This is a genomic window from Streptomyces tateyamensis (genome assembly GCF_003205575.1).
Lineage (GTDB): Bacteria > Actinomycetota > Actinomycetes > Streptomycetales > Streptomycetaceae > Kitasatospora > Kitasatospora tateyamensis.
Map to the genome: position 1 here is coordinate 41,939 of NZ_PYBW01000039.1, position 7,013 is coordinate 48,951.

Consider the following 7,013-nt stretch of genomic DNA (forward strand, 5'->3'; position numbering starts at 1 on the left):
CCGGTGGCGGGGGGCCTTCGTCGTTTCCTGACGCTTCCTCAGTCCAGTAGGTCAGTCCCGTAGGTCTGTCCGATATGTCCGTCCGGCAGGTCAGCCCGGCCAGCGGGCGGCACGCAGGGCCCGGCTGCAGCTGGCGGGCAGCAGGCCCAGGGCCAGCGCGCCGGCCAGCATCAGCAGCGTGGTCGCGGGGGAGAAGCGGTCCAGCAGCAGCCCGACCGCCAGGGTGCCGGCCGGGACGCCCGCCAGCATGGTGGTCATGGTGACGGCGATCACCCGGCCGCGCAGTTCGTCCGGGACCTGGCGGAAGATCAGCACGTCGATCATCACCCGCAGTGCGGGCATCGCCAGGTTCATCGCCGCCAGCACCAGGAACACGGTCACGGGGCCGCCGGGCAGCAGCAGGCCGACGGTGAGCGGCACGCAGAGCCAGGAGGCCGCCAGCAGCAGTCGGCCCGGGCCGGCCAGCCGGTGCAGCCGGCCCACCAGGAAGGCGCCGGCGATCGCGCCGACCGCCTCGCCGGCCAGCACCAGGCCGATCGCGGTGCTGCCGGTGCCCCGGTCGCGCAGCAGCACGATCACCGCCAGGGTCATGGCGCTGCCCGCCACGTTGAGCGGCAGCGCCGCACCCAGCGTGGCGCGCAGCAGCGGGCTCGCGAGCAGCACCCGGGCGCCCGCCCAGAGGTTCCCGTCGCCCGCCTGCCGGCGGTGCCCGGCCGGCCGGCCGTCGAAGCGGACCGCCAGCGTGGCGAAGAAGGAGAACAGCGAGCCGAGCGCGGTGCCCAGCACCGGGACGACCCGGCCGAGCGAGAAGAGCAGCCCGGCCAGCGGCGGCCCGAGCAGCGCGGCACCGCTGCCGCGCAGCTCCTCCTGGGTCAGCGCCTGCCCCAACTGCTCGGGCGGCACCACGGCGCGGACCGCGAGCGGGCGGACCGGTCCGCCGTAGGCGGTCGCGGCGCCGACCACGGCGGCCACCAGCAGCAGGTGAGCGACGGCGAGGCGGCCGAGCAGTTGGGCCGCGACCACGCCGGCGGTGGCGAGGAAGCGGATGCCGTCGGCGGCCAGCAGCACCCGCCGCCGGTCGTGCCGGTCGGCCACCGCACCGCCGTGCAGGCCGCACAGGACGGTGGCGCCCAACTGCACCGCACCGAAGGCGCCGGCCAGCGCGGCGGAGCCGGTGCGGGCGAGGAGCAGCAGCGGGAAGGCCGTGTCGGCGAGCCGGGCACCGAGCACCGAGGCGGCGGCACCGGTCCAGAGCAGTTGGAAGCGGCGGTTGCGAGCGAGAGGGAGGGGTGGGGTGAGTGAGCTGGGTGAGGTGGATGGGGATTGAGGTGCTGGCGGGGTCGGAGTCGGTGCCGGGGTCGGGGCCGGGGTCAGGGCGTCACTCATTTCTCCCCCAGTAAGCGTTCACTGATACGTGAATGGTTAATGATGAGGTGAATGATTGCCGATGGGTGAGCATGACCACAAGGCCTGAACACCTGCCAGACTGACGGGATGCGCGAGAGAGCCGAAGAACGCCTGGTAGACGATGTGGCGACGCTCAAGGCGCTGGCCGACCCGGTCCGGCTGGCGATCCTCGGGGCGTTGAACCGGCACGATCCGCAGCCGCTGTCCGCCAAGGAGTTGGCCACCGAGTTGGACGAGCCGCAGACGAAGCTCTACCGGCACCTCAAGGCGCTGGAAAAGGTCGCGCTGATCGAGGTGGCCGGCACCAGGCTGGTCTCGGGCATCGTGGAGAGCCGCTACCGGGTGTGCCAGCGCGCGCTGCGGCTGAGCGCCGGCATCTTCGCGGAGGACTCGGCGCAGCGGCCCGAGGCGCTGGCTGCGCTGCTGGCCGGACTGGACTCGTTCCGCCGCGACTTCGAGCGGGCCGTGCGGTCCGGCCGGATGGACCTGACCCGCCCCGACCAGGGTGGTGCCCCGGGAGTGTTCCGGAACAGCGTGCTCCGGCTGACCCCCGAGCGCGCCGCCCGGCTCCGCGTCGAGCTGCGCGAACTGCTGGAGCGGGCCGCGGCGGACGAGGTGGCCTCCGACGGGCCGGGCGGGACGGGAGAGCCGGGTGAGCCGGGTGAGCCGGTGGTGGACGTGAAGCTGCTCGCGCTGATGTACACCGAGAAGGACTGACGGCTCGTCACCCTGGCGGCGGGGTGGGGGTGTGGGCATGGGCGGGCTCGGTGCGGCCGGACGGGTGGACTGTGGGGCGGCGCGCCGGGCGGTGCCGATCGCGCAGCGGTAGATCGTGATTACTTCTTGTCACATCGTGTGCACAGGAGGATCTCATGACCGCGAGATCGCCACGGACCATCCGCCCCCGTCCCCGGCGGACCCGACGGCCGGTCGTGGTCGCGGCGGCCCTGGCAGCCGGTCTGACGTTCGGTTGGCTGCCGACCGTCTCGCAGGCGCAGCAGTCCCCGGACAGTTGGACCGCGGACCGGCACGCCGTGCTGCGTTCCGGCCTGACCGTCGACCTCGGCTTCGCCCCCGCCCCCGGAGTGAGCGTGCAGGCCGCCAGCGGCAAGCTGGGCGACGGCGGCTACGCGGACGGCCTGCACAGCGGCGCGCCCGCCGAGAGCTTCCGGGCCGTCCAGTCCCGCCCGCAGGCCGACGGCACCTGGCGCACCATGGGCACCCTGCAGCTCACCTTCTCCCGCCCCGTGCGCAACCCCCGACTGCACGTCAGCGGCCTGGCCGGTGGCAGTGGCGGTAGCGGGGGCAGCGGCGGACCCGGTGCGGCGCTGCGGCTCAGCGTCACCGGCGGCACCCCCGCCGGCCCCGTGCTCACCGCCCGCACCCCTTGGAAGGGTTGGACGGTGGCCGACGGCACCCTCGGCCCGACCGCCCAGGACGGCAGCACCGACGCCACCGTGGACCGGTCCGGCAGCGTGGAGCTGGACGGCACCTTCGACACCGCCACGCTGCGGGTCGAGCGCCGCGACACCATGCCGGCCGGCAGTACCGCCGCCGTCCCGGTGCTCGACCAGGCCTTCACGGTCAGCCTGGACGAGGCGCTGGGCAGCGCCCCGGCGGGCTACGGCAACGCCTCGCACGTGATCTCCGACCTGTTCCTCGGCAGTGACGCGGTCTCCCCGGTCCCCACCGCCGGCCTGGCGCACCGGACCGGCGCCGGCACCCCGCTTCCCGCGCCGCCGGAGATCCAGCCCGGTCGGGTCGAGCACACCGCCAACGACCCGACCCTGGACTTCCCGAAGGACGCGGCGATCGGCCGCTTCTACGACCTCACCGTGCCGGTCAGCCCCGGCCAGTCGCCCGCCACCCTGGCCGGCTGGATCGACTTCCGCCGGGACGGCACCTTCGACGCCGCCGAGCGGGCCCAGGTGGACATCAACCCCGGTGCCGGCAGCGCCACCCTGGAGTGGATCGTGCCGCCGGACGTTGCGGCCGGCCAGACCTGGGCCCGGCTGCGGATCGCCCGCGACCCCGCCCAGGTGGTCTCGCCGAACGGCTTCGCGGACGCCGGCGAGGTCGAGGACCAGCTGGTGGACCTTCAGGTGGGCGCGGCCAAGCCGGAGATCAGCAGTCCCGTGCCTGGCAGCTCGGTCGGCGACCCCAAGCCGCAGTTCTCCGGCGACAGCGGGGTGTCCGGCGCCACCGTGTCGGTCCAGGAGGGCGGGGTGACGCTCTGCCAGGCCAACGTGGGCCGCGACGGGGCGTGGAGCTGCGGCGCCGGACAGGCGCTGCCCCAGGGCGACCACACGGTGCGGCCGAGCGAGACCACCAGCGGCGGTCTGACGCTGCAGGGGGACCCGGTGCGTTTCACGGTGACCACCACGCCGCCCGCCCCACCGGTGTTCACGGTGCCCGAGTACACCAACGACCCCGGTCTGCTGCTCACCGGGACCGGCGCGCCCGGGTCCACGGTCACGGTGACCGAGGCGGCGAGCGAGCTGTGCCGGACCGCGGTGCGGGCGGACCGGAGCTGGTCCTGCCTGCCGGTGGAGGAGTTGGCTGAGGGAAGCCACCTGCTCACCGCGACGGCGGCGGACCCGGCTGGCAACCGCACGGCGGGCAAGCCGGTCACCCTGATCGTGCGGACCGTGCCCCCCGCCAAGCCGGTGCTGACGGTGCCCGGTCCGGGCGAGCAACTGCACCTGCTGCGCCCCCGGTTGGCCGGGCGCGGCGATCCGGGCAGCTCGGTGACCGTGGTCGCGGGCGGGGACGGGGCGCTGTGCTCCGCGGTGGTCGCGGTGGACGGCAGCTGGACCTGCAACGCCCAGCGGGACCTGGCGGCGGGCGAGCAGCTGCTCACCCCGACGGCGGTGGACCGCGCCGGGAACGTGGCCCAGGGCGAGGCGGTCCGGGTGGTGGTGGCGGGTGGGGTGAGCCCGTCCGCCACGGGTGGGGTGAGCCCGGCTCCCACGGGTGGGGCGAGCCCGTCGGCCACGGGTGGGGCGAGCCCAGCTCCCACGGGTGGGGCGAGCCCGTCCAGTTCGGGGAGCGCCAGCCCTGCGGGAGTGGCCAGCCCCTCCGCCACGGGAGTGGCGAGCCCTGCGGAGGGGGCCAGCCCGTCCCCTGCGGGAGTGGTGAACCCCGGTGCCTCAGGCAGCGCCAGCCCCACGGGAGTGGCCAGCCCGCCCCCCACGGGAGCGGCCGGCCCCTCCGCCACCGGAGTGGCGAGCGCCGACCCCCCGGTGCCGGTGCTCGAGGACGCCCCCGTGCCCATTCGGGTACCGACCGTGCGCGCGATCTACGCCCTCCAGAAGTCGGCCCCTGCGACTTTCCCCTCCAGTGACCCAGGCTCCAACACGGCCTCCAGCCCCGCCTCCCCTGGCCACACCACGCCACCCGACGAGCCCGCCGGAGCCTCCTCCTCGCAAGCGCTCGCGCCGCCGCCGGGTGATCCGGCGGCCGGGCGGCCGGGGGACCTGGGTGGCTGGCGCGCCGTCACCTGCGGGGTGTTCCTGATCCTGACCGGCCTGACCCTGGTCACCCGCCGGGTGCTGGCCCAGGGGCACGGGAGCCGGCGGCGTCCGCGCTGAGCCCGCCGATCCGGATCCCGGGGTGCCTCCGTTCGGGGTACCCGGGGCCGGATCTGGCGCACCGTCAGTGAGCTGGGCTTTTACTGCCGACGAGGCGTCAGATGCAGCCGACACGCCGACAGGTAAATGTCGCACTTGTCCCTTTATGTACTTAGCCTGACTCTGCACCGCCCGTCAGACCCGGGCCGACAGCTACCTGACTCAGCGACCCGGAGGATCCCCGTGGACGTCCCCGCCGACCACCCCGCAGTTCCCGTCCTGGCGGGAGCCACCCCGCTCCCCAAGGCTGAGAAGCCGATCCCGGCGCCCGCCCATCCACAGGCTGTGGATACTCGCGCCGAAGTGGCGGCCCGCCGGCCCCCGAAGGCCGACCCGGGGCTGCGCGAGCGGTCGGCGCTGGTGCTGCCCGGCTGGGTCGCGCTGCTGGCGCTGCTGTTCGCGCTCGGCTCGATCGCGGTGGTGCTGGTGCGGGTCGGGGTGCTCCCGCAGCTCGAACTGCCGGGGCTGCCGGACCTGCGCACCGGGGCGGTCCGCGAGGCCGGCGCCGCCGCGGTGACCGACTGGGCGCTGGCCGCGGTGACCGGCGCAGCCCTGGTGGCCCTGGTCGCGCTGGCCGGCCTGCTGGCCAACTCCGGGGGCGACACCCGGGTGCTCAGCCGGTGGGGCCGCTACCAGGGCACGGTCCGGCGCACCGGCCTGTCCTGGGTGAACCCGCTGCTGCGCCGCCGCCGGGTGGACGTGCGGCTGCGGCACTGGCGCAGCGAGCCGGTCCAGGTCACCGACCGCACCGGAACTCCGATCGTGGTCCGGCTGCTGGTGGTCTGGCGGATCAGGGACACCGCCCGTGCGGTGTTCGGCGTCCGCGACCACGAGGTCTACCTGCGCGAGCAGATCCACGCGGTGCTCACCCGGGTGGCCAGCACGCTGCCGTGCGACAGCAACGCGGCCCCCGGCCCGGCGCTGCGCGACGGCCAGTGGTTCGCCGACGAGCTCTCCCGCTCGCTGGCCGCCGAGGTGCTGCCGGCCGGGCTGGAGGTCTACTCGGCGCAGCCGCTGGCGCTGGAGTACGCGCCGGAGGTGGCGGAGTCGATGCGCCGGCGGCGGCTCGCCGACCTGGACGCGGGACTGCGCACGGTGCTGGTGGACGACGCGGTGGAGGCGGCCGCGCTGGCGGTGCGGCGGCTGGAACGGGCCACCGCCCAGGAACTGGACGAGGCGGCGCGCAGCGCTCTGATGGAGCAACTGCTGGTCGCCTTCGTCGCACCGGCGGGGGTGACGAGCGCCGTCCCGGCGCCCGCGGCCCGGTCGGTCAGCCGCAGTGGCGGCAGCAGGAACGGGGCGGGAAAGGAAGGGAACCGAGCATGAAGATAGCCAGCGACCCGGCACTGATCGGGTTTCAGGAGCGGATCGGGGAACCGACGGCGCAGCACCGCTGCGGGTGCCCGTACTGCGCCCGGCGGGTGACCGCCCGAGCGTGTCGTCCGACCAGGCGGTCGGGCCGGATATCCACCCTGCAGCTCACCGTCCGGAGCACCTGCCTGGCCACCACGGTGCTGGCGGGCGCCGGGGTCGCGGGCCTGTCCCTCGGCGCGGGTACGGCCCGCGCGGACTCCGCCCCCAGCCACGCTGGTTGGGACGGTTCGGTGTACTGGTTCCAGAACGAGTCGGGTGAGTGGCGGTACACCAAGTACTACGACACCTACGTGGCCCGTACCCAGAAGGCAGGCAGCTCCGGCAGCTCCGGCGTGAAGCAGGGCTGGGACGGTTCGGTCTACTGGTTCCAGAACGAGTCGGGTGAGTGGCGGTACACCAAGTACTACGACACGTACGTGGCCCGCACGCAGAAGGCGGACAGCTCCGGCAGCTCTGACAGCTCCGGCATGAAGCAGGGCTTTGACGGTTCGGTCTACTGGTTCCAGAACGAGTCGGGTGAGTGGCGGTACACCAAGTACTACGACACCTACCTGGCCCGCACCCAGCAGGTGAGCAGCGCCAACAGCTCGGGCAGCTCCGGCA

At 74.4% G+C, this 7,013-nt stretch carries 5 protein-coding genes; 4 read left to right on the top strand and 1 reads right to left on the bottom strand.

Translation table 11 applies throughout. The annotated features are described in order from the left end of the window. Positions 1–90: 90 nt before the first annotated feature. Positions 91–1,386, bottom strand: coding sequence for an MFS transporter (locus C7C46_RS12460; RefSeq protein ID WP_110668803.1), 1,296 nt, complete (start codon positions 1,384–1,386; stop codon positions 91–93). A 108-nt stretch (positions 1,387–1,494) separates the two neighbouring features. Between C7C46_RS12460 and C7C46_RS12465 the strand changes: the two genes are divergently transcribed. From C7C46_RS12465 to C7C46_RS34975, 4 genes are all read left to right on the top strand, one after another. After that, positions 1,495–2,124, top strand: a complete 630-nt coding sequence (locus tag C7C46_RS12465) for an ArsR/SmtB family transcription factor (RefSeq protein WP_110668805.1) — start codon at positions 1,495–1,497, stop codon at positions 2,122–2,124. 155 nt (positions 2,125–2,279) lie between these two features. After that, a complete protein-coding gene (locus C7C46_RS12470; protein ID WP_146259069.1) occupies positions 2,280–4,997 on the top strand; it encodes an Ig-like domain-containing protein in 2,718 nt (905 codons plus the stop codon). Between the two features lie 324 nt (positions 4,998–5,321). Further along, positions 5,322–6,362: an SPFH domain-containing protein gene (locus tag C7C46_RS12475; protein WP_181442317.1), complete on the top strand. Its 1,041-nt coding sequence runs from the start codon at positions 5,322–5,324 to the stop codon at positions 6,360–6,362. Beyond that, positions 6,359–7,013, top strand: a 655-nt coding sequence (locus C7C46_RS34975) for a hypothetical protein (RefSeq protein WP_220040602.1), incomplete at its 3' end; no start/stop codon positions are given. The genes C7C46_RS12475 and C7C46_RS34975, both read left to right, overlap by 4 nt.

Excerpts from the sequence above, each read along its gene's own strand:
- C7C46_RS12460 (WP_110668803.1), bottom strand. The coding sequence starts at position 1,386 with ATGAGTGACGCCCTGACCCCGGCCCCGACCCCGGCACCGACTCCGACC.
- C7C46_RS12465 (WP_110668805.1), top strand. The coding sequence starts at position 1,495 with ATGCGCGAGAGAGCCGAAGAACGCCTGGTAGACGATGTGGCGACGCTC.
- C7C46_RS12470 (WP_146259069.1), top strand. The coding sequence starts at position 2,280 with ATGACCGCGAGATCGCCACGGACCATCCGCCCCCGTCCCCGGCGGACC.